The sequence below is a fragment of the Flagellimonas lutimaris genome (assembly GCF_051494225.1).
GTDB classification, from domain to species: Bacteria; Bacteroidota; Bacteroidia; order Flavobacteriales; family Flavobacteriaceae; genus Flagellimonas; species Flagellimonas lutimaris_A.
The window spans coordinates 1064787-1085641 of record NZ_JBNPYE010000001.1 but is presented as its reverse complement, the minus strand read 5'-3'; the positions used below and the strand labels follow the sequence as shown (position 1 = coordinate 1085641).

The window sequence follows — 20855 nt, the reverse complement described above, 5'->3', positions numbered from 1 at the left end:
GAGAATCTTGAGCATGATTGGAAAGGCTTGGGCCAATTGCTTTTCATTTTATTGTTGACCTATAAAGGGGTTACAGTATAATGACAACCACAACCATTTTACCAATGGCGTATTTCAGGTAATTTTCAATTTTTCCTTTGAGGAGAAGTGGTTATCCAATTTTTCTAAAGAATGATATCTTTCTTATTTGTATCTCCAACTGGTCAAATCTGCACCTTGAGGGGCGCTTTCAGCAATACGCTTCATAATTTTTGGTACGTACATGGAGTTATATCGTAAACGGCTGATGGCATTGGGCTGATCGGGATCGCCGTTCCAACAATGTTCTGCACGGTCACCGTACAAAACCTCACCGTCATAATAAGGTTCGCTGGTGCTCTCTAAAAAGTCTTCCATTAAATACACTGCATTGTTCAAATAGTAGTTGTCCATATCTCCACAATAAATGTGGATCTTGCCTTTAAGTTGGGGTCCCAATTTGTCCCAATCACGTTCCAAAATATGCCGTAGATCGTAGTTTTCTTTCCAATATTCAGCTACTTCGTGGTCAATGTCCCCAGTCATTTTATCCCAAATGCGCACAGGGTAGCCATCGTCTCCTTGAGGTGAATAGGTGGCTTCCCAAATATCCCATTGTTGCCCGGATCTGGATTTATCGCCCAATACCAACTCTAGGTGGTTCCCCTGCCGCAGGGTGGATTGAATATCACCGAGATAATTTCGATGGGAAGGAACCTCCAATTGTTTATGTGCGGAATCGTAGTAGTACGCATTGTCATCTTCATAAATGTTGGTGAGGCAATATGCTCTAAAATCGATAGGGTCCGGACAAGCCGCAAAACAACCGTTGTATTCCTCAGGGTATTTCACTTGTACGGCCAAGGCTTCCCAACCACCTGTTGAACCGCCATAAAGGAAACGCGACCATCCTTCACCCATGCCTCGAAATTGTTTTTCAATTTCAGGAATCAGCTCGTAAGTAATGGCATCTCCGTAGGGACCTTGGCTTGCTGAGTTGACCGCGTAGGAATCATCATAATAGGGGGTAGGGTGCTGAATTTCAATAACTAGAAAACGAGGGAAATCAGGTTCGTTCCATCTTTTGAAAAAGTCATAAGCTTCCTGTTGTTGTATAATATTATAGCCGTCCAGATCGAAACGAGCCGAATATTCTGGTTCTAAGTTCGGGTCGGGCGGCGTGGTGCGGAAACCACCAAAATCACTTGGAAAATGCCCATGAAAGACCATTAAGGGATATTTTGCTTCGGGATGTTCATCAAAACCCTTGGGCAACAATACATGAGCACCCAGGTACATATCTCTCCCGTAAAATTCAGATAATTTTTCCGATTTGATTTTAATGTGTTTAATCCACTCCGTATCCTCGGGCTCAGGAATCGGTGGAATTTCTTGATCCATGACAACAGATACATTTTTTATACCGTTATCCCCAACGGTAATTTTAAAAGGCTCACTATATAGATTTCCCGGAGAAGTATTCCAATGCTGCCCTTCCCCATTGTCCATTGGAAGTTTTACAGTGTGTCCCGTGGATAAATTGAAGGTTTCGTACACATGTAAAAGTGCCTGCACATTGTATTCTCCAGGAGGAACATCGGATAAACTGGGGTAGGGGTAGCCAAAAACGGTTTCGTCAAATACAATGGATTTGCCTGAAGACATGCCATCCACATTCATTCCAAAAATGAGTTGTGTGTTTAAACCATCATTGATTTGAAAACGTGGTTCCTTGCTGTCGTCCGTGGAAAGCATCAGGAGCAAGCGTCCATCTTTACTTTCGATACTTACAGCTTCATCAAAACTTACAGCAATGTTATATTCTGATTTTTCAACTGTACTACAGGAAATTAATAATAAAAAACAACTGTAAAAAAGAATGGAGAATTTGGTCATGGTGGTTGGGTTTTAGATGAATAAGATACTCCATTTTACCCAGTAACCAAAGTGTAAGTCTTTAATTGTAAGTGTATTCGTTAGGTTCTATATGAATTAAGACATGCCCTAGATTAGGAATTTCTTTTCGTAAATAATCTTTTAGGTTGTGGGCAATCCAATGGCCTTTTTCCACAGTAATTTCACCATTCACGATGGCATGAAGGTCAACATGGTAAGTCATCCCTGATTTACGGATAAAGCATTTTTCTGTCCCCAAAACACCATCTACTTTCAGAGATTTTAGCCTTATTTCCTGAATAAGGCCATCATATTGGTGTTCGTCCATGATTTCGCCCAGAGCGGGTCTAAAAATCAAATAACTATTGTACAAAATAAATCCGGAAGCAAGCAACGCGGCCCAATCGTCAGCGGATTCATAACCCTTGCCAAAAATAAGCGCAATGGAAATTCCGATGAACGCCATCACAGAGGTAATGGCATCACTTCTATGGTGCCAAGCATCCGCTTTTAACGAAGTGCTGTTCGTTTGTTTACTTTTTCTGATGACGATTCGATATGAAATCTCTTTCCAAAGAATAATGGCTCCCAAAACAATCAATGTCCAAGGCTCAGGTGTTTCTTGGGGTGACTTTATATTTTGAATACTTTCGTAGGCTATAATCGTGGCAGAAGTTACCAGAAAAGCTACCACAATGAATGTAACCAAAGGTTCGATTTTACCATGCCCGTATGGATGATTCTCATCAGGTGGTTTTTCGGCATACTTAAGACCGAACAAGACCAAAAATGAAGCAAAAATATCAGTTGTGGATTCGATGGCATCGGCAATGAGTGCATAGGAGTTTCCAAAAAATCCGGCCAAACCTTTTATCAAGGCCAAACTAACATTGCCAAGAATGCTAAAATAAGTAGTTCGTATGGCGGTTTTTTCGTTACTCATTTATTTCTTCTCTTGTGTTTTACAAATATGATTATTAAGGAATGATTCGAGTTTAAAATATCCAATCCATAAAAATCCCCGACTTTGAAATGAATATAAAAGTCGGGGATTCTAAAAAAACAGAATGGTCAGGTTTATTTACAATTAAGATATTACCGCTTGAGCAGCTGCCACCCGTGCAATCGGCACTCTAAAGGGAGAGCAGCTAACATAGTTCATTCCTACTTTATGGCAGAATCCAACAGAGCTTGGCTCGCCACCATGCTCTCCACAGATACCTACTTTAAGACCTGGATGGGATTCTCGGCCGCGTTTTGTTCCAAGTTCAACCAATTGCCCAACACCTTCTTGATCCAAGACTTCAAAAGGATCAGCTTTTAAGATACCTTTTTCAATATATATGGGCAGGAATTTACCTGAATCGTCCCTTGAATATCCAAAGGTCATTTGTGTAAGGTCATTGGTTCCGAAGGAGAAGAAATCGGCAATTTCAGCTATCTCGCCTGCAACCAATGTGGCTCTTGGCGTTTCTATCATGGTACCAACGGAATATTCCACGGTATCCTTACGTTTTTTGAACAATTCTTGAGCTGTATTGTCAATTATTTCCTTTTGTTGTCTAAACTCTTCCACGGTACCTACCAAGGGAACCATTATTTCGGGTTTAGTTTCAATTCCTTCCTTCTTAAGGTTGAGAGCAGCTTGCAAAATGGCTTGGGTCTGCATCTCGGTTATTTCGGGATAGGTATTTCCCAACCTACAGCCACGGTGGCCTAACATTGGGTTGAATTCTTCCAATTCAGCCACTTTGGTTTTTACAGAGGACAAGGAAATATGAAGATCGTCCGCAAGTTCTTTTTGAGTGGCCAACTGGTGAGGCACAAATTCGTGCAAAGGTGGATCTAACAACCTAACGGTTACCGGATAACCTTTCATGGCACGGAATATTCCTTCAAAGTCGCCACGTTGCATGGGGAGCAAATCTTTCAATGCTTGTTTACGCCCTTTAATGGTATCTGCCAAGATCATTTCTCGCATAGCTTTAATACGGTCCACTTCAAAGAACATGTGTTCGGTACGGGTTAAACCGATACCTTTTGCCCCGAAGCTTCTTGCAATCTCTGCGTCTTTTGGTGTATCGGCATTGGTGCGCACCTCCAATTGGGCGTAGGAGTCGGCCAATTTCATAAGTTCGGCAAACTCTCCACTTAATTCGGGTTCTTTGGTACCAACTTTACCCTCTAAAATGTTACCAGTTGAACCGTTGATGGAAATCCAATCACCTTCGTGGTACTCATGGTCTCCCACCTTAAGTACTCTTGTCTTATAGTTGATTTTTAATGCTCCAGCACCAGAAACACAGCACTTGCCAATACCTCTTGCTACCACCGCTGCATGGGAAGTCATACCTCCACGTGCTGTAACAATACCTCTTGCTACGTTCATACCTTCCACATCTTCAGGAGAGGTTTCAACTCGCACAAGAATACTGTTTTTATATTTGTCAGCTTCATCGGCAAAGAAAACAATCTGGCCGGTGGCGGCTCCAGGGGATGCGGGTAAACCTTGTGCGATTACTTCGGCTTCTTGCAAAGCTTTGGGATCAAAGATGGGGTGCAATAGTTCGTTTAATTTGTTTGGCTCTATGCGCATTAGGGCCTTTTTCTCATCTATTAATCCTTCTTTAAGCAAGTCCATGGCAATTTTTACCATGGCAGCACCGGTACGTTTACCATTACGGGTCTGCAAAATCCAGAGTTTACCTTGTTGAATGGTAAATTCCATATCCTGCATATCTTGGTAATGCGTTTCCAGTTTGTTTTGATATTCAAATAGTTCTTTATAAATATTGGGCATCAACTCTTCCAAGGAAGGATAGTTTTCTTTGCGGTCTTCCTCCTCTACCTGTGCAAGTTTGGCCCACCGTTGTGAACCCAATAAGGTAATTTGTTGCGGTGTACGTACTCCGGCTACCACATCCTCGCCTTGTGCATTGATGAGGTATTCCCCGTTGAACATGTTTTCTCCGGTTCCGGCATCTCTGGTAAAGCATACCCCAGTTCCGGAATCATCTCCCATGTTACCAAACACCATGGCCTGGACATTTACCGCGGTACCCCAATCTTCGGGGTATCCGTGCATTTTTCTATAATAGATGGCACGGTCACCGTTCCAACTATCGAACACTGCCGTAATGGCGCCCCATAATTGGTCCCATGGATTGGTGGGGAAGGGTTTTCCGGTTCTTTTTTTGACAATGTCCTTAAAGTCATAAACCAAGTCCTGAAGATCTTGAACGGTAAATTCGGTATCCTGCTCAATTCTTCTTTTATCTTTTAAATGATCAATGATTTCTTCAAAAGGGTCGAGGTCGTCTTTGGACTCTGGCTTGAGTCCCATTACAACACTACTGTACATTTGGATAAATCTACGGTAGGAGTCCCATGCAAATCGTTCATTCCCCGTCTTTTTAATCACCCCTTTAATGGACTCCTCGTTCAATCCCAGGTTAAGTACGGTATCCATCATCCCGGGCATGGAAACCCTTGCTCCGGAACGAACAGAAATCAGTAATGGATTTTCATCATCTCCAAATATGGAGCCCATGGTCTCCTCGATACGGTTTATGGCATTCCGCACATCTGGTTCTATACGTTCTATTACTGCTTCTCTACCTTCTGAATTGTATTGTGTACAAACTTCTGTTGTTATTGTAAAGCCAGGGGGCACCGGAATTCCAATGCGGCTCATTTCGGCCAGGTTGGCTCCTTTACCACCCAGCAGGTTCTTCATTTCTCTTCCTCCATCAGCCTTTTTATTACCAAAAGAATATACGCTGAGTTGGTTTTCTGTAAGTGTTTCCATCTTTATATCTATTAAGAGATTGATAAATGCTAAAATCTGATTGTAAAATTAGAGGGTGTAGTTGGCTCATAACATGATAAAAATCAGTGTTTCAGGTGTTTTGAATGTTTTAAGGGCAATTCTTACCAGTGTTGGTGTAACTAGAACATTTTTTGACTTTAAAATTGACTTTTTAAGTACAAAATAGGAGATATAGACGGTTAAAAACCAGTCAAATAGAAGTTTTTTGTAACATTTGTTACTGAAAACCAGTGGGTTAGGAAAATACTGACATTTATCATCTTTTACGAATATTCCATATTAGAACTTTGTCCCAACAAAACCAAAATACTATGCAATCACAATTCAAAAAAAGACCGTTCTCGATCAAGTCAGTCATTTTGTTGATGACATTCGGATTGATTCCGATCGCACTTGCCGCACAGAGCTATCAAATTAGCAAAGGTGAGGGGGAAGTTATGGTTACAGGTACTTCTACCTTGCATGACTGGGAAGAAGTGGCGGAACAAAAATCAGGTTCTATCGCTCTGGACAACACAGGTGAACTTCCAAAAATCAATATTTTAAAGTTTACCGTCGAAGCCGAAAGCCTTAAGAGTGGAAAGGGAGCTATGGACAAAAACACTTACAAAGCATTGAATACCAAAAGACACAAAGAGATCGTGTTCGAATTGAAAAATGTAAAAAGTGTTTCTCCGGTAGTTTCTTCTTCCGATAAATATAAGGTTGTGGCCACTGGAGACTTAACCATTTCTGGCAATACAAATACAATCGATTTGCCATTTAACCTAACTATTAATGGTAGCAAGGTTCTACTTGAAGGTAAAAAGGCTTTGAAAATGACCGATTATGGCGTTGAACCTCCCAAAGCACTTTTAGGAACAATCACCACCGGTGATGAAATCGAAGTTCACTTTAAAACAGTTTGGAAATAATTAAATCTTAATACTCAACTAAATAAATCTACAATCATGAAAAAATATGTAAAACACGGAATACTGGCAGCTGCTTTTCTAGTTAGCCTATCGGGATTTTCACAAAATCGTCAACTCGATAATTTCCGTTCACCGGACAAAAATGGAATCAATGTTTTTGAAGCACCTAAAGATACCGTCTCCACATTTGATGGGGTAAAAGTAAGGGTCGGTGGATCATCAACCCTTCAGTTTCAAGCATTAAATCATGAGAATTCTGGAGCCGTGGAACTTATTCCAATCGGAGATAACTTTAACTTGGCGACCGCTAACTTGGATTTGGATGTGGCCTTGGCCAAAGGTGTTAGAATGCACCTGAGAACTTATTTATCTTCTCGTCACCACCCAGAGCCTTATGTAAAAGGAGGTTATTTCCAAGTGGATAATTTGGACTTCATAAGCCCTGGATTTTTGGAAGAAGCCATGAAATACCTTACCATTAAAGTAGGACACATGGAAAACAACTATGGTGATGCCCACTTTAGAAGAAGTGATAACTCCCAAGCCATGTATAATCCGTTTGTTGGTAACCTGATCATGGATGCGTTTACCACTGAGGTTGGTGGAGAGGTTTATTTCAGAAAAAATGGATTCATCGGAATGTTCGGACTTTCCAATGGTAAATTGAACCAAGCAGTGGATAAACCAGAAACCACAGGAGCTTCCATTTTGGCCAAGTTAGGTTACGATGGACAAATAAACGAAGACTTGAGACTTAGAATTACAGGTTCCATGTACAGCACAAACAAAATAGCCAGAACATATCTGTATAGTGCAGACCGTACAGGATCTAGATATTATTTGGTACTTGAGGATACCGAAGCTAAACCATCAAGCAATTTTAGATCCGGTAGATATAATCCCGGACTCAACAACGAGATCACTGCCTTTATGATCAACCCATTTGTAAAATATAAAGGATTGGAGTTCTTTGGAACCTTTGAGACTGCATCTGGAAAAACCGATGCCGAGACCGATGATAGAACAGCCACTCAATTTGCTGGAGAATTGATTTACAGATTTGGAAACAATGAAAACTTCTATTTGGGAACCCGTTACAATACCGTAACATCCGACGACCCATCTGCATCAGAAATAACCATTGATAGATTCCAACTTGGAGGCGGCGTTTTCTTGACCAAGAATATTTTGGCCAAAATAGAGTATGTAAACCAACAATATGATGGATACGATACTACAAGTATCTTCCATGAAGGTGAATTTAAAGGGGTTTTATTGGAAGCTGTTATCAGTTTCTAGAATAGGATTGATGATTAATTAAGACCTGGGACAGGAATGTCCTAGGTCTTTAACCTAAAAATATTATATTAGATACTCATGTTGTCCACAAGTCCACATATCACCAAAATTGTTTGGATTGTTTCTGTTCTTTTAATCGGGTTTGGCTTTACCGACCCAGAAAGGGAAACCAAGGTCCGTGTGGGGTCTGAGAGTGAGGTCGTAATTTCGGGAACAACCAACGTCAATGAATTTACCTGTAAATATAATCTGGAAGAACTGGAGCTGCCCATACGGTTGACCTATGACGATAAAGCTGAGAAGATACAGTTCAGCAATGCTCAACTAAGGTTGGCCAACGATTGTTTCGATTGCGGTGGTAAGACTATCAATAAGGATTTTAGGGAATTGTTGCAGACCGAGGAATACCCGCAAGTAGAACTTAGATTATTATATGTTGATCCTCCACAGCCCGATAATCAAAAAATTGGTGTAGGTATGGAGATAAAAATAGCCGGTGTAACCCGAAACTATGAAACCATACTATATTGCGAACAACAAGGCAATATTTGTGTTGATGGCACCATACCTTTAAAATTGACAGATTTTGGATTGGAGCCTCCCAGAAAAGTTTTGGGGATGATCAAGGTGCATGATGAAATAAAAGTAAGGATAGCCTTAAGATTAAACGAAATTTAAAAACTTAAGTACTCATTTATTTTGAAATCCGTTGCGATGTTTTTACATCCAGCGGATTTTTTTTGTTGTATGAATCAGTAAGGTATTCTAACAATATCCATTAAAAATATTAATCGGGAAAACCCTATATTGTAAGACATTTAAACCGAAATTTACAACAAACAATAATGATGAACAGAATTCTATCAACAAAGGGCATTTTTACCTTTGCCTTTGCACTATTTACAATCACATTTTACGCGCAAGATAACTTTGGCGGACTGGCACTTTATACGGTGAGGGACAATATGGGCGAGGATGCCAAAGCAACTTTACAAAAAGTAGCGGACGCAGGTTATGCCTACATCGAGGCTGCAGGGTATAACGAAGGAAAATTCTATGGCATGGAGCCACAAGAGTTCAAATCCTATTTAAAGAGCATTGGACTGACTCCCGTCAGCACTCATATGGGAGGAGTAACTTTGGAAAACGCAGACCAACAAATTGCGGATACCAAGGCGGCAGGATTTGAGTATTTTACTATCCCAGTTCCACCTATGGGCATGTTTACCTTTGATCGTGAAAACCGTACCATGGGTATGAAAGGTACCATGAAAGAGTTTGTGGACATACTTACAACAATTGGGAAAAAATGTGAAGCTGCTGGATTGAAGTTGTTGTACCATAACCACGATTTTGAGTACAAGGACAATGAAGATGGAATCAAGCCAATTGAATATTTGTTGGATAATACGGATCCGAAATATGTAAACTTCCAAATGGATCTATATTGGGTGACCAGAGCAGAGGCAGACCCTGTTGCCTATTTTGAAAAATACCCTGGAAGATTCAAATTGTGGCATGTCAAGGATATGGATGAAGAAGGAAAATTTGCCCCAGTAGGGGAGGGAACCATCGATTTTGCAAGAATTTTGAAGGAAAAAAAGACCTCGGGCATGGAAAAATATTTTGTTGAGCAAGATATGACCTGGGATAAAAAGCCATTGGAAGTGATCAAAATCAGCCATAAAGGATTGAAAGAGATAGGCTTTAAATAAAAAATTGGGTAGCCTATTTGATTCTCTCATCATAAAATTGATAAGAAATCAAAAAAATATTTTTTACAATCGGTTACATTAGTATCTTTGCACCCGCAAAGTTTGGTCGCGTAGCTCAGCTGGATAGAGCATCTGCCTTCTAAGCAGACGGTCGAAGGTTCGAATCCTTCCGCGATCACTTATAGAGTTCAAACAAAAACAAATCCTTGCATATCTTATTGATTTGCAAGGATTTAATGTTTTAGGACCTTTATTTGAATTGGTTTGATTTGGCATGTTTTGGTTTGCAATTCGGTTAGTAAATTTTTTTCTTCAAAGTGTTAACCGAATAAGCTTGTAATTAACTATATTACAGCAACTTAGTATTTGACTTTCGTAGGTGATTTTCGTTCAATTTAACACAAAACCTATGAGAACTCGGTCTACATTTTCAATTAGTTTCTGGATAAGCACTGCCCGGCGGAATGACGGTACCGCTAAGATTTATGCCCGTATAACCGTTGATTCACAACGAGTTAACATGAGCCTTAAATATACGATCCCAATAGAAATATGGGACCGAAAGGGGTCGAGGGTTCTGGGTCGAACAAAAGAAGCACAGGAAATCAACACCTATTTGATGGAGGTCGAAACCGAACTTTTTCAGTGCTATCGGGAGCTTCGATCTCGAACGTCACATATCACTCCACAGATGGTTAAGGCCCATTATTTTGGAGAGGACGCAAATGAATTTACTTTGAAGAATTTATTTGAGTATCACAATACGCACAATGCGCATAGTCTTTGCAAGGCTACTCTTAGTCACTACAAGACCTGTCAGAAGTACCTACTAAAGTATATCAAGAAGCAATACAAATGTGATGATTACAGAATATCGCAGCTTAATCATCAATTTATTGTTGGGTTTGAAACCTATTTACGTAAACTATATCCAATAAATCATCACAATAATCTTTCAAACAATAGTGCAATGAAGCATATTCAACGCTTACGCAAAATGATTAGAATGGCGGTTGACAACGAATGGATTGATAGGGATCCATTTCAAAAGTTTAAGATTAGAATGGAAAGAAAGGAAAGGGAATTTTTGAACTTAAATGAGCTTCAAAAAATTCAAACCTATCATACAGGGATTGAACGATTGCGTATTGTAAAAGATTTATTTGTTTTTAGTTGCTACACAGGCATTGCCTATTGTGATATAATGAACCTTAATGAGGACAATATCGTATTGGGTATCGATGGAAAACATTGGATAAGTACTAAAAGACAAAAGACCAAGAACAGCTTCAAGTTACCTTTAATGGGACCAGCATTGTCAATAATAAAACGATACCAATATCACCCAAAAAGACAACCGGAAAAATTATTCCCCAGAATTTCCAACCAAAAGTTGAACAGTTATTTAAAGGAACTCGCAGATGCATGCGATATCAGAAAGAATATTACTTTTCACATTGCGAGGCATACGTTTGCCACTACAATAACTCTAAGTAACGGTGTTCCAATTGAGACGGTATCCAAAATATTGGGCCATTCAAAGTTGGCCACTACCCAGATTTACGCACGGGTCTTGGACAAAAAAATCAGTGAGGATATGAGTGGATTGGAATCAATTCTGGAATCTAAACTCTCAGATTCAATTGATGATAACGAGAAGTTTGGTAACTCTGTCTTTTAATCTAGAGAATTCATTGCAAAGATCAAGGTGCCAAAACTATCGAAAATTTTTAGTCCCAATCTACAACCTGCTTTGGTAAGAGTTTTCCATTTAGCGTCGCCTTGGCGACACTAAGTTGAAAAGCAAGAGGATAGCGCGCTAAAGCGGCGCTATTGAATCATTTTCCTTCGGAAAAGCCCTGTTTATAAGGGGTTTTGGAAAGTATTTATTGTAGGGACTATGGTGATAGTTGTTGCAAAAATGCTTGGGGCTCCTATAGACACTGAACAAAATTGTAACAATTGAGCCCTTTAAAACAAGTATTATGGACGATTTTAGAGCAGTACGGATAAAGAAAAGGACACTATCAAGATTTAAGGTATTTTCAAGAAAAGTGGGCAAGAGTTATTCGCATACCTTGGATATGGTCATGGATTTTTTTGAGTGGCACGGCTTTTTGCCATCGGAACGTTTTGAAAAGAGCATAGGTCAAGAGATTATTAAGAACAGGAAACGGACAGATGCGGTCATTGCCATAATCAGGGACATTGAAAAGAACCAAACCTTGCCCACCATTGGTATGATGCAGGCCCTGTTCAACCAGGAATTGGACAATGATGAAGTTGGGGATGATTTTCTTGAGGACATGATCGAAAAGAATCCACCAAAGCCAGACCCAGTTTTCGAGGGTGAAGTAACTGTTCCGAAAATCAAGTATGATCGGTTGGAGGAAAAGGCGGCCTCGCTCCAATCGGATTTAAATAGTATACTTGATAATGTCAAGGTGGTCAAGAGCAGTTTTGGGAAAAGTTATCTGAAGCTTGAAATAACAGAAGGGCGGTTGGAACGATATAGACGTGAAGCAAACAGACCTTTGGACTACCTCAAAGGATGAACGGCATGTTTTCAATCGAAAGACAGAGTTACCTCGCTCAGTAGTATTAGTTAAGGGTAAGGTTTGGGGCTTGCAGCGCGAAACTTGGTTTCGCTCGCTGTTTTTAATTAACTCACATTTATACCCCCTAAATAGGGTTCAATATTCAGATTTGAATAAATATTTGGTCACAACCGGGAAAAGGAAAAAGGCAGAGGTATTTCCCCCCACCGTTTAAAAATCTTTGATCACTCGGAAGGTAACAATGTTCAACTTTTAGTTACGAATATGTCTATGGCTACCCGATCTTTCGCCCCTGAACAATTCTTATGATAACCGCAACGAGTGCAATCACTAATAATATATGAATGATTCCTCCCGTATTGTATCCGAAAAATCCAATGGCCCAAAGAATGATCAATACTACGGCCACCGTGTGAAGTAAGTTTCCCATAATCTTATTTTTTTGTACAAATTAATCCGTGTTGTTCTTGGTGAGGTCTTTTAATGCTTTTCCTAGGTTATCCATGTCGCGGTCAAATTCAATCTTGAAAGATTCCCATTCCTTACTGCCCTCATCTTTGTAGTAGCTCATTTTTTCTTTCAGCGATTGGTTTTTTTGTTCCAATGCGGCAAGTTCTTTTTCAAATTCCTGCTTGGCAGCATCGCCATCCATCTTGGCTTTTGCCTTTAATTCTGCAATGATCTTTTCGTTTTCCGCAATTTTATTGTCAGATTCCAGTTTGAATGCTTCGTATTTAAGAACATAGTCTTTCCTGGCCTTATCAAGGCTTTCTTTTGCTTCAACTAAATTTTCTTTGGGATCACCTGTAACTGTTGCGTCTTTGTCTTTGGTAGCCAATTTGCAGCCGTTGAACAAGATAATAGCTATGGCAACGGAAGCAAATCCAAGGATAGTGCTCGATGTTTTTGTTTTGTAGTTCATTATATAAGTATTAGATGTGAAACATTTCACAAGGCAAAGATCAACCGATAACCAGTCATAAACGTTATGTAGTTACCTGTATTAGTTGTATCATTCACACATTTGCATTAGTATGTCCAGAAGTGTTCCCAAACATTTTACCAATGAAGATGGAATGTCTTGGAATTTAAGTAGGGTGGAGCATTTTAATGACTACCTTTATAAAAATCCCGATATATGGAAATCATTTCTAAACAGATACTTTTTTGCCAAAGCAGAAAAGATGATGCCCAGTGACCCATCATCATCACTTCACCATTTCCATAGAAAACTTTCATCAAAAAAGGATTAATACTTCTCGGACATTTGGTTTTCTATTTTGACTGCCATTTAAAAATGTTTGAATGCCCCAGGAAAGGAACAACATGTAATAACCCTATCGCAAGAAAATAGGGTGTAAAATCTAAAATTAAAAAATGACGGATAAAAAGGCTTTGGTTTTTACCTGCACCATTGTGTATAAAACCTTGCGCAAGGCTAAAAGAATATGAGAGTTCCAGTAACACGTAAGCACATAAAATTTCTTCCCGATGCCAGTAGGGTCGTGGCCCGCTCCTTTATGAACGGGGAACAGCGCACCATGGATTTGCTTTCCCTTATTTTCGGAATGAGTGAAAGTCAGGTGAAAGAATCCTTGGAGCAGACCCTCAGGGAATTTGCAAGCAGGCACCGTAACATTTCCAAGCTTTTCCATAAGCATTGTGATAGTGTCAGAAGCATAATTGAGCAAATGGATGTCGCCTTTGATGCTATTTCCAACGAACGGAAAATGCTCATCGGTTCTTATCTTACCATGGAATATTCCATTGAATCCGCCGCTTTTTTTAATCCGTCCATTATCCAAGATTTTGACCAGTCTTATTTGGAAGAGGGTGAACTGAGAGTGATCCTTTCGTTTCGGGCAACAGGGGAAGGGCATATCTCTTCCATAGTTTTCAGAAGGGGAATAATCGATAAAAATAACGAGCTCCATTTAATGAGCGTCGGCAATTCGATCGATATGGCGGAATTCTCCCATAAAAAGCTTTATGACAAAGGCCGATTTGTAAAAAAGATGCGGGAGATGCGCATCCCTGTAAAGTATTCAAAAAGTATTATGGAAGAACTGCCGGACAGATTCGAGTACTATGTTTTAAAAAACGCTGTAAAGAAAGTAATGGATGACCAGGCCATTAGTCTTGAAAAAAGGTTGGCGCTCGAAGAAATTACTTGGCTAGTGGATTCCTATTATGACATAGCCTTTGAGCACGATTCCGACTTGAGCGAACGTGTCATATTCCCAATTTCAGAATCGGAAAGCAGGGGAATCGAAGATGCCCGTTTTGTACGTTTTACCGAAAATGATGGCAGCGTAAAGGTGTATGCCACCTATACCGCCTATAATGGCCATGCCATATTGCCCAAATTACTGTCCACTGATGATTTCTATACATTCAGGATCATGCCCTTGCACGGAAATGGTGCCATAGGCAAGAATCTGGCGCTTTTCCCTAAAAGAATTAAGGGTAAATATGCAATGCTTTCCCGAATCGATGGCGTGAACAATTATCTCATGTATTCGGACAGGACTACCTTATGGAACAACCCCATCCTACTTCAGAAACCAAAGTTTCCTTGGGAGTTTACACAAATAGGTAATTGTGGATCTCCCTTATGGACCAAAAATGGATGGTTGGTGATCACGCACGGGGTGGGACCCATGAGAAGGTACTGTATCTCCGCATCTTTGTTTGATCTGGATGACCCATCAAAAGAGATCGGCCGTCTGGAAGAACCTTTGTTGATGCCCTTGGAGGAGGAAAGGGAAGGCTATGTGCCCAATGTAGTCTATTCCTGCGGATCTATCATCCACAATGACAGTTTGATACTGCCCTATGCCGTTTCGGATTATTCCGCTACCTATGCCGTAGTGGAAATGGAAGCATTGTTTGAAGCATTAAAAAACCAAGACCACTCTCAATCAAAAATGTAGAAAGTAATTCGCTGCATTTTTTTTGGAAATACCCATCCTCAAAACGACATCATTTCAGTTTTGTAAAAAAGACAATGAAATTTTCTCCGTGACAACCCCTGCTTCATAATTTTCTCAATGTGTAGACAAGGGATATGTAAACTGATTAATTTTCCAGTAAAATCAACCCATAAAACTACGATACAAAAGTCCTGACCATAGTGAGCAAGCTTTATCTGGCCCTTGACGTCTTTTAGGCCACAAGGAGCTATTCTAAGAGGTGGTGGGGGCGGTATGGTACTATTAGGTTTTAAGGAGGAATATCATTGTAGGGGAGGCTTTGCACCCCATGGTTTCCAGATAAGGTTTGATGTGTATAATTAACACATTATCAATACGTTAAACTCTTGCCAAAGCTCTAGGCTGCCTGCTTTTTTAAGTTATATTGAGTATAAAGGTGGGTGCTATTGCCCCATCTTAAGAAGTAAATGAAAGTAATAAATGAAACATGAAAAAGGATTGCAAAACGACGTCAAAACCGGTTTTGAAAAGGTATTGAGCCGTCATGACAGTTGGAGAAACCATCGAAGACATACCTTATTAAAAATAATACGGTTTTCTTGAGAACCAAAAAGAGGGCGAAAGCCCTCTTTTTAATTGCAGTGTTATATAGGTTTCCTCTAAGGAATCGGAAGTTGGGCCAAGCTCCGGTTTAATATATACTGCCTGTTTCCATGGCCATAATTAGCTGATGTTGTATTCCATATGCCAAGGCCGACAATGTCGATTTTAAACATTTTGCAATCCATTTAGGGCCATTTTTGAAGCATCTGAAACCGTTGCTTTGCCTAATTCAAAAGACTCTTCATAGGCCTGTAATACGGTTAAATGTGAAATAAGATAGGCCAACGAGCTTTCAGCCCCCTGGTTTCGGTTCACCCCATAATTTTCAAAACCATCGCAACACCCTTTGGTTTCAAAATCGTACAGGCTCATGCGCATATCATTTTCGCCCAAAAACCACATGAAAGAGGTGAACAATTTTTTTAGAAAATCCTGATTTCCAGTTAAAACATAAGCTTGATGGTACAAAAGCACCATGGCTTCGGCATCAATGGGCTGTTGTGCGAACATGGAACGTTCTTTATCCCTTACATACCAATCTTTGTTTCCTATGATGGACAAATAATCATCTTTCATCGTATGTTCGGTAAGAAAATCCATGGTGGTAAAGGCCACATTGGAGATATCCTTATCTTCCAAAACCTCGGCCGCATGAAGCAGTGCCAAGGGTAAAATACCGTTATCATACGCCAAAAGCGATTCAAACCATTCCCAGTTTTCGGTTTGGGTTTGTTCATAATGGGAAACAAGTATATTGGCCAATTTGCGCATGGTATCTTTCATGGCATCATCTGAAGCATTGGTCCTGAGATAATGACTGATTCCGATCATGGTGTTGGCAATTCCTCTGATGCTTTTTATTTTTTCAAAGTTCGGAGCGGCATCAAAGAAGACCAATTTACCTGTTTGATAGTAGGCATCGTTAGGGGCATTGCCCAAAAGATATCCCAAAGCCCAAATGGTTCGGCCAAAGGAATCCTCGGAACCTATTTTATCCAAAAAATTACGGTTGAAACTCAGAAAATTACGGAAGGTTCCGTCCTTGTTCTGCATATAATGGATATAGCTCAAATAAATGGGCATAAGCTCTAATGCAAGTGGATCTTTTTTCTGTTTATAGCTCATACAGACCATTAAAAGCGCCCGGGCATTGTCATCCAAACAATAGCCTTCCTTCAGGTTGGGAATCCCAAATTTTGCATGTTGGATAATACCGGTGTCATCGGTCAATCTTTTAATATGGGCCAACGAAAAAGGGGGCAACAGCAAAGGGTCTATGGCGTTTTCTTTCTTCGGCGAGGGCACCTTGGGTATCGATAGCACCTGTGTTATAAGTTCAGTATATTTTTTACCGATTTTGGGCCAGGTTATGTTTTGCCCGTATTCCTCAGCTTTATCTTGAATCTCGTTAAGGATTTCTGGGTGCTCCAACAATTCATTCAAAATCTGGGACAGGCCATGGGAATCGTTAAAATCAAAAAGGCGTCCTTTGTCTTCGGCCAGCAATTCTGCGGCATGCCAATAGGGAGTGGAGACTACGGCGCAGCCCGCACCCATGGCGTAGGAAAGTGTGCCACTGGTAATCTGTGCCTCGCTGAGATAAGGGGTAATATAAATATCGCAGGCGGAAAGATATTTAAAGAGTTCATTTTCGTCTATAAACTCATTGAGCAACAGCACATGCTCATTGAGTATTAGCGTTTTTATCAGAACCTGGAGATAATTTCGATATTCCTCTCCTGAATGCCGCAACACATTGGGGTGTGTTTTTCCCAAGACGATGTACAGCACTTCCGGGTGCTTTTCAATGATTTGTGGCAAGGCTTTGATCACCGTTTCGATGCCTTTGTTTCGACCGATGAAACCAAAGGTCAGGAGCAGTTTCTTTTCATTCAGTTTAAATTCCTTCCGTGACTCCTGTTTATCAAAATGAATATCGGGGACACCGTGTTCGATAAGCACTATTTTTTCCTTGGGCACATCATATATTTCTACAAGAAAGTGAACGGCCTTGTGGCTCATCACTACAACCCTATCGGACATTTTACAAATTTCCTTTAAGATGGCCTTTTCAGTATAGGAAGGTGTTTCCAGAATGGTATGCAAGGTCGTGATCAACGGAATATTGAGGCGATGTAGGAGGGGCAGTATATAAACTCCGCTCTGTCCGCCATATATCCCAAATTCATGCTCAAGTATGCAGGCATCGGCCCCACTGAGATTAATATAGTTGACGGCTTCCAGATAATCGGTCTGCTGTTCTTGGTTAATACCTAGTTTTACCTCGGGAGGATAGGGGTAAATGTGGTTATGGTCGCTCATTGCGAAAACCATAATTTCTTTCACTCCCTCGCCATTTTCCAACATGGCATGGGCAAGGTTTTGGGTAAAGGTCCCAATACCACATTCACGTGGTGGATAGGTGCCGATATAAGCTAGTTTCATCTTAGGGTGTATTACATTAAAAAGCAAAAGGAAACCATCTATAAGACACGCCCTTTATATTTTCTACTTTTGAAACTTTCCTTAGCTTCCTTATGCGCCTTTTTCTCCTTTATATTTTGGATAAGTTTCGGTTTATTGGATTTTGCAGGGGTCTTGTTTCCTTTTGACATTTTCTTTGGGTTTTAGTGAAATACGTTGTTGCTGACTTTGGTCAGAAAACAATTAATAAGATATTGAAAATCAACGGTAAAAAGTTGAATAAAAAAGGAATAGAGTTACATATTTCACAGGTTTGTACATTACTGATGTGATTTGGATTTTATCTTATGAGATCAAAAAAGGGTGTTCTTTTTTCCGCGACACACCGGGCGGCATATAGGTAGTTTGATGCGCTCCAGGTCTGCCAGTCCTGCCCCATGGGTTTTCCGTCCTGGGCCTTGTACCATTCGTTGAAACCGAATTCAAGTTCCTTGTTTTTGGCTATTTTGATAAGTCTGGTCAATTCCAATAGCTTTTTCTCGGCCAGATCATATTGCTTAACGGCCACCAATGCTGCAATGTAAAATCCCAATACAAAAGGCCATATACCACCATTATGGTAATCCCCTGGTTGGTTGTAATCGGCATATCTGGGCCGCCAATCGGAATCTTCCGGGTGGATAAATGGGAAAAAATTCGGAGGAAGGTCAACAGACAACTCTTTATTTTTTTGCATCGAATTACATGATGTCTCAACCCAATCGATTATTTCCATCGCTTTTGATGGAGAGGCAAGCCCCGATAGAATGGCCATACTGTTTCCCAGCAGGTCGAACCGTTCGCTACTGTACACTTTATAGGCCCAAAGCGCATAATAGGATTGATGAGGAATGACGAGTCCTTCATGGCCGCGGTTTTTTGCTTGATTTGAGTTGAAGATGGGCTGCTCAATTTCAAGATGTAATTTTTCAGCCCTCTTCGTCTTTCCGAATAATTTCAGATAGGTGTATGCCAATGTATTGACAAAAAGTCCATAGCCCAAAACCCATTGTTCGTCGCGCCAATCACTGGTGGGTAGTTGCGCCACCAAACAACGGTCTGACGGACTTTGGTATTCCATCCATAAAAGAGCCTTTTTTATGGCATCTTCCAAAAAAAACGGTTCTTTGGCCACTTTTTTAAAGATTCCTGCCGCAATTAGGAAAAGTGGAGTGGTATCACTGGAACCGCGATCTTCCTTATCATGGACCAAGGATGGGATATGGCCTTTTTTGGATTGGTTTTTGGCCAATACCAACAAAACATTGTGTACCGTCTGCAATAGCTCGGTATTGTTCGTTACCGCAATGCCCAGTACAGAAATCAAGAGGTCACGGGTATAGGGTTCGGGATACCCCCAACCGGCTGTTCGCGGCAGATTAAGAAACGGGCCTTTTGAATTGTGCAAGAGTACTTCCAGAGCGGCCGCTTCTGCGGATTTTATCAATTGTTGGTTTTCTGAGGTCATTTAATCAATTCCCAGTTTATCCTGTACGATTTGAATGAATTTTTTGGCCACTACCCTGTAATCAAAATGTTCCACTATATGTTTTCTTGCGGTATTGCCCATTTCATTTCGTAGTTTTTCATTGTTCATAAGTTGAAGCATATACTTGGCTATCTCCTGTACATTGGCACGGTAATCAACGGTTCTAGGGATGTCGAACTCGATTTTGTGTTTGTTTTCAAAACCTGATTCTTTTCCCAATACCACTTCTTTGACCACAATTTTTTGGGCCACTTCTGCAAGAAAGGCCGTTTTTTGATGTATCAGGGTATCCAGCATTCCCATGGCCTTGATCCCGATCACGGGTTTGCCACAGGCTCCGGCCTCAACTTGTGGCATCCCGAAACCTTCCAAACGGGATGGGGCTGCATAAATATCACAGGCACCGATAAGGTACGGCATGAAATTTCTGGAAACGGTATTGGTGGCGTAGGTGACATTCTTTTCAATGCCTAAATGGGTGGCCATTTCCAGATCTAAGAGGTTCTGGGCCTTGGTTCTGGGTTGGGGCCATACTTTACAGACGTATTTCCAATCCGGAGCTTTTGCGTCAATGATCGCCATGGCCTGCATGACCTCTTGGGCTCCTTTTGAAGCGGCATCCCCGCCAACGGTCAAGATCATTAACTGGTTTGGTGAAATACCCAAAGATTCCCTTACTGCCATAATCTTTGGGTCATTTTTATCAAAGGGAACAAAAGATGCTGTATCACACCCAACGGGCAGCACCTCAATGGTCGATGCCTTGATGCCATCCCTTACATACATTTCCTTGACCCAATTGGAGGTTACCAAGATCAGCGGCAGTTCATTCAAGACTTCTTGGTAGTTGGCAATATAGCCATCGGCAACCAACCAAGGGATGGGCACATTTCCATAGCGCTGTGGGTGCAGGACCAAATGTGGGGTATGGCCCCAATACCCAACGCCCACGACCACATCGGGCTCGAACCATCGATAATACCATTCTTTTTCCTGTGCCGATTCAAAATGAGCGGCACGGGCATCAACGCCCAGTTCCAAAAGCCCTCGATAAAGTAGATCTCCCTGAGTTGCAAGACCACCAGGAGAAGGGGGATAATCGTAAAGAACGAGAACTTTCATGTTTTAAAATTTAAAA

At 40.8% G+C, this 20855-nt stretch carries 16 protein-coding genes and 1 tRNA gene; 9 read left to right on the top strand and 8 right to left on the bottom strand.

Going from position 1 to position 20855, the window contains the following annotated elements; all coding sequences use genetic code 11:
• Positions 1-183: 183 nt before the first annotated feature.
• The 3 genes from ACQQ5U_RS04815 to ppdK all read right to left on the bottom strand — a co-directional run bounded on the left by ACQQ5U_RS04815 (position 184) and on the right by ppdK (position 5722).
• A complete protein-coding gene (locus tag ACQQ5U_RS04815) occupies positions 184-1914 on the bottom strand; it encodes an alpha/beta hydrolase-fold protein (protein ID WP_437395814.1) in 1731 nt (576 codons plus the stop codon).
• A 61-nt stretch (positions 1915-1975) separates the two neighbouring features.
• Entirely contained in the window at positions 1976-2857 is an 882-nt protein-coding gene (locus tag ACQQ5U_RS04810) for a cation diffusion facilitator family transporter (protein ID WP_437395813.1), read from the bottom strand.
• A gap of 144 nt (positions 2858-3001) precedes the next feature.
• Positions 3002-5722 carry a pyruvate, phosphate dikinase gene (gene ppdK, locus ACQQ5U_RS04805; protein ID WP_437395812.1) on the bottom strand — a complete coding sequence of 907 codons (2721 nt, stop codon included), beginning with the start codon at positions 5720-5722 and terminating at the stop codon, positions 3002-3004.
• Between the two features lie 332 nt (positions 5723-6054).
• On the opposite strand from ppdK, the gene ACQQ5U_RS04800 reads away from it, so the two are divergent.
• The 7 genes from ACQQ5U_RS04800 (at position 6055) to ACQQ5U_RS04770 (ending at position 12226) form a co-directional block, all read left to right on the top strand.
• Positions 6055-6657 (top strand): YceI family protein, encoded by a 603-nt coding sequence (locus tag ACQQ5U_RS04800; protein WP_437395811.1) that lies wholly within the window; start codon positions 6055-6057, stop codon positions 6655-6657.
• A gap of 36 nt (positions 6658-6693) precedes the next feature.
• Positions 6694-7956, top strand: coding sequence for a hypothetical protein (locus ACQQ5U_RS04795; RefSeq protein ID WP_437395810.1), 1263 nt, complete (start codon positions 6694-6696; stop codon positions 7954-7956).
• 78 nt (positions 7957-8034) lie between these two features.
• On the top strand, positions 8035-8634 hold the full coding sequence (locus ACQQ5U_RS04790) for a YceI family protein (RefSeq protein ID WP_437395809.1): 600 nt from the start codon (positions 8035-8037) through the stop codon (positions 8632-8634).
• 170 nt (positions 8635-8804) lie between these two features.
• Positions 8805-9671, top strand: a complete 867-nt coding sequence (locus ACQQ5U_RS04785; protein WP_437395897.1) for a sugar phosphate isomerase/epimerase family protein — start codon at positions 8805-8807, stop codon at positions 9669-9671.
• Positions 9672-9775: 104 nt separating this feature from the next.
• Positions 9776-9849, top strand: a tRNA-Arg gene (locus ACQQ5U_RS04780).
• 231 nt (positions 9850-10080) lie between these two features.
• Positions 10081-11352, top strand: coding sequence for a site-specific integrase (locus ACQQ5U_RS04775; RefSeq protein ID WP_437395808.1), 1272 nt, complete (start codon positions 10081-10083; stop codon positions 11350-11352).
• A gap of 304 nt (positions 11353-11656) precedes the next feature.
• Complete coding sequence (locus ACQQ5U_RS04770) at positions 11657-12226, top strand: BfmA/BtgA family mobilization protein (RefSeq protein WP_437395807.1); 570 nt, start codon at positions 11657-11659, stop codon at positions 12224-12226.
• Positions 12227-12503: 277 nt separating this feature from the next.
• On the opposite strand, the gene ACQQ5U_RS04765 is transcribed toward ACQQ5U_RS04770, so the two are convergent.
• Positions 12504-12659 (bottom strand): lmo0937 family membrane protein, encoded by a 156-nt coding sequence (locus ACQQ5U_RS04765; protein WP_437395806.1) that lies wholly within the window; start codon positions 12657-12659, stop codon positions 12504-12506.
• A 21-nt stretch (positions 12660-12680) separates the two neighbouring features.
• A complete protein-coding gene (locus ACQQ5U_RS04760) occupies positions 12681-13151 on the bottom strand; it encodes a hypothetical protein (RefSeq protein ID WP_437395805.1) in 471 nt (156 codons plus the stop codon).
• A gap of 112 nt (positions 13152-13263) precedes the next feature.
• Here ACQQ5U_RS04760 and ACQQ5U_RS04755 point away from each other — a divergent pair, with 112 nt between their 5' ends.
• Both ACQQ5U_RS04755 and ACQQ5U_RS04750 read left to right on the top strand, forming a co-directional pair.
• Complete coding sequence (locus ACQQ5U_RS04755; RefSeq protein ID WP_437395804.1) at positions 13264-13482, top strand: hypothetical protein; 219 nt, start codon at positions 13264-13266, stop codon at positions 13480-13482.
• Positions 13483-13677: 195 nt separating this feature from the next.
• Positions 13678-15162 carry a glycoside hydrolase family 130 protein gene (locus ACQQ5U_RS04750; protein ID WP_437395803.1) on the top strand — a complete coding sequence of 495 codons (1485 nt, stop codon included), beginning with the start codon at positions 13678-13680 and terminating at the stop codon, positions 15160-15162.
• 768 nt (positions 15163-15930) lie between these two features.
• On the opposite strand, the gene ACQQ5U_RS04745 is transcribed toward ACQQ5U_RS04750, so the two are convergent.
• The 3 genes from ACQQ5U_RS04745 to ACQQ5U_RS04735 form a co-directional block, all read right to left on the bottom strand.
• Positions 15931-18210, bottom strand: a complete 2280-nt coding sequence (locus tag ACQQ5U_RS04745) for a glycosyltransferase family 4 protein (protein WP_437395802.1) — start codon at positions 18208-18210, stop codon at positions 15931-15933.
• Positions 18211-18529: 319 nt separating this feature from the next.
• Positions 18530-19696, bottom strand: a complete 1167-nt coding sequence (locus tag ACQQ5U_RS04740; RefSeq protein ID WP_437395801.1) for a glycoside hydrolase 100 family protein — start codon at positions 19694-19696, stop codon at positions 18530-18532.
• A complete protein-coding gene (locus tag ACQQ5U_RS04735) occupies positions 19697-20839 on the bottom strand; it encodes a glycosyltransferase family 4 protein (protein WP_437395800.1) in 1143 nt (380 codons plus the stop codon).
• Positions 20840-20855: the final 16 nt, after the last annotated feature.

Bases quoted from the DNA above. Each gene is read 5' to 3' on its own strand.
- ACQQ5U_RS04815 (WP_437395814.1), bottom strand. From the start codon at position 1,914: ATGACCAAATTCTCCATTCTTTTTTACAGTTGTTTTTTATTATTAATT.
- ACQQ5U_RS04810 (WP_437395813.1), bottom strand. From the start codon at position 2,857: ATGAGTAACGAAAAAACCGCCATACGAACTACTTATTTTAGCATTCTT.
- ppdK (WP_437395812.1), bottom strand. From the start codon at position 5,722: ATGGAAACACTTACAGAAAACCAACTCAGCGTATATTCTTTTGGTAAT.
- ACQQ5U_RS04800 (WP_437395811.1), top strand. From the start codon at position 6,055: ATGCAATCACAATTCAAAAAAAGACCGTTCTCGATCAAGTCAGTCATT.
- ACQQ5U_RS04795 (WP_437395810.1), top strand. From the start codon at position 6,694: ATGAAAAAATATGTAAAACACGGAATACTGGCAGCTGCTTTTCTAGTT.
- ACQQ5U_RS04790 (WP_437395809.1), top strand. From the start codon at position 8,035: ATGTTGTCCACAAGTCCACATATCACCAAAATTGTTTGGATTGTTTCT.
- ACQQ5U_RS04785 (WP_437395897.1), top strand. From the start codon at position 8,805: ATGAACAGAATTCTATCAACAAAGGGCATTTTTACCTTTGCCTTTGCA.
- ACQQ5U_RS04775 (WP_437395808.1), top strand. From the start codon at position 10,081: ATGAGAACTCGGTCTACATTTTCAATTAGTTTCTGGATAAGCACTGCC.
- ACQQ5U_RS04770 (WP_437395807.1), top strand. From the start codon at position 11,657: ATGGACGATTTTAGAGCAGTACGGATAAAGAAAAGGACACTATCAAGA.
- ACQQ5U_RS04765 (WP_437395806.1), bottom strand. From the start codon at position 12,659: ATGGGAAACTTACTTCACACGGTGGCCGTAGTATTGATCATTCTTTGG.
- ACQQ5U_RS04760 (WP_437395805.1), bottom strand. From the start codon at position 13,151: ATGAACTACAAAACAAAAACATCGAGCACTATCCTTGGATTTGCTTCC.
- ACQQ5U_RS04755 (WP_437395804.1), top strand. From the start codon at position 13,264: ATGTCCAGAAGTGTTCCCAAACATTTTACCAATGAAGATGGAATGTCT.
- ACQQ5U_RS04750 (WP_437395803.1), top strand. From the start codon at position 13,678: ATGAGAGTTCCAGTAACACGTAAGCACATAAAATTTCTTCCCGATGCC.
- ACQQ5U_RS04745 (WP_437395802.1), bottom strand. From the start codon at position 18,210: ATGAAACTAGCTTATATCGGCACCTATCCACCACGTGAATGTGGTATT.
- ACQQ5U_RS04740 (WP_437395801.1), bottom strand. From the start codon at position 19,696: ATGACCTCAGAAAACCAACAATTGATAAAATCCGCAGAAGCGGCCGCT.
- ACQQ5U_RS04735 (WP_437395800.1), bottom strand. From the start codon at position 20,839: ATGAAAGTTCTCGTTCTTTACGATTATCCCCCTTCTCCTGGTGGTCTT.